Source organism: Hymenobacter terrenus, from assembly GCF_000972495.1.
GTDB lineage: Bacteria > Bacteroidota > Bacteroidia > Cytophagales > Hymenobacteraceae > Hymenobacter > Hymenobacter terrenus.
Window position 1 is genome coordinate 1 of record NZ_LATM01000124.1, and the last position, 793, is coordinate 793.

At 56.9% G+C, this 793-nt stretch carries 1 protein-coding gene; it reads right to left on the reverse strand.

Annotated features, from left to right (window positions below; genetic code table 11):
• Positions 1 to 76: 76 nt before the first annotated feature.
• On the reverse strand, positions 77 to 625 hold the full coding sequence (locus WX88_RS26780; RefSeq protein ID WP_046247501.1) for a GNAT family N-acetyltransferase: 549 nt from the start codon (positions 623 to 625) through the stop codon (positions 77 to 79).
• Between the last annotated feature and the right edge of the window lie 168 nt (positions 626 to 793).

Here is a 793-nt window from a genome sequence, read left to right on the forward strand (position 1 = left end):
TCAGAAGTACTTACCCAAGTATTAAATATAATACATGTCCTTAGCAGGAATTTCTGTTCCAACTATGGTGCTACCCCTACAGCTGCTGGTAGCGCGTGCGCGTTAGGCCGTACACCACCAGGTCGTAATAGACGCCCTGCTTGCTGATGTGCTCAGCCAGCTCGCCCTCTTTGACCAAGCCGGCCTTGGTCATCACCCGCCCGGAGCCGGGATTGAGGCTGATGTGGGAAGACGTGAGCTTGTTGAGGCCGAGCTGCTCAAACCCGAAGGCAATGATGGCCTTGGTGGCCTCGGTAGTGTAGCCCTGGTCCCAGTACGGCTCGGCAAGCCAGTACCCAATTTCGGCCCGGCTAAACCGCGGCTCCACCGTCAGCCCGATGCCGCCGATGAACGGCTGCTCGGGCTTCAGGCGCATGCCGAAAAGGTAATGGGTCCCGCTTTTGTAACCCTGATTGGCCTGGTTGAGCCAATACACCGCGTCTTTGTCCGAGTACGGGTAAGGCAGGTTCAGCGTGTAATCCGAAATGCGCTTATTGGAAGCATGAGCGACGATGACGGGAATATCTTCAGGACGGAGTTCAGATAAGATGAGCCGTTCCGTTTCAAGGCGCGGAAAAGGGTTCATGCGGGGTACAGGGAGAGCAATGGTTTGGTCCGCAAATTAAGCGCTCCCTCGGCCGGCGCAACACAATGGGTGAAACGAATGAAGCCGCGAACGGTGGGCAGCGGCATGCGGGTGCCGCAAGAAGTGAGGTGGTCTAGCTAAGCCGGACAGAGTAGGGACGTGGTTTGA

Coding starts and splice junctions, on each gene's coding strand:
- WX88_RS26780 (WP_046247501.1), bottom strand. CDS start 625: ATGAACCCTTTTCCGCGCCTTGAAACGGAACGGCTCATCTTATCTGAA.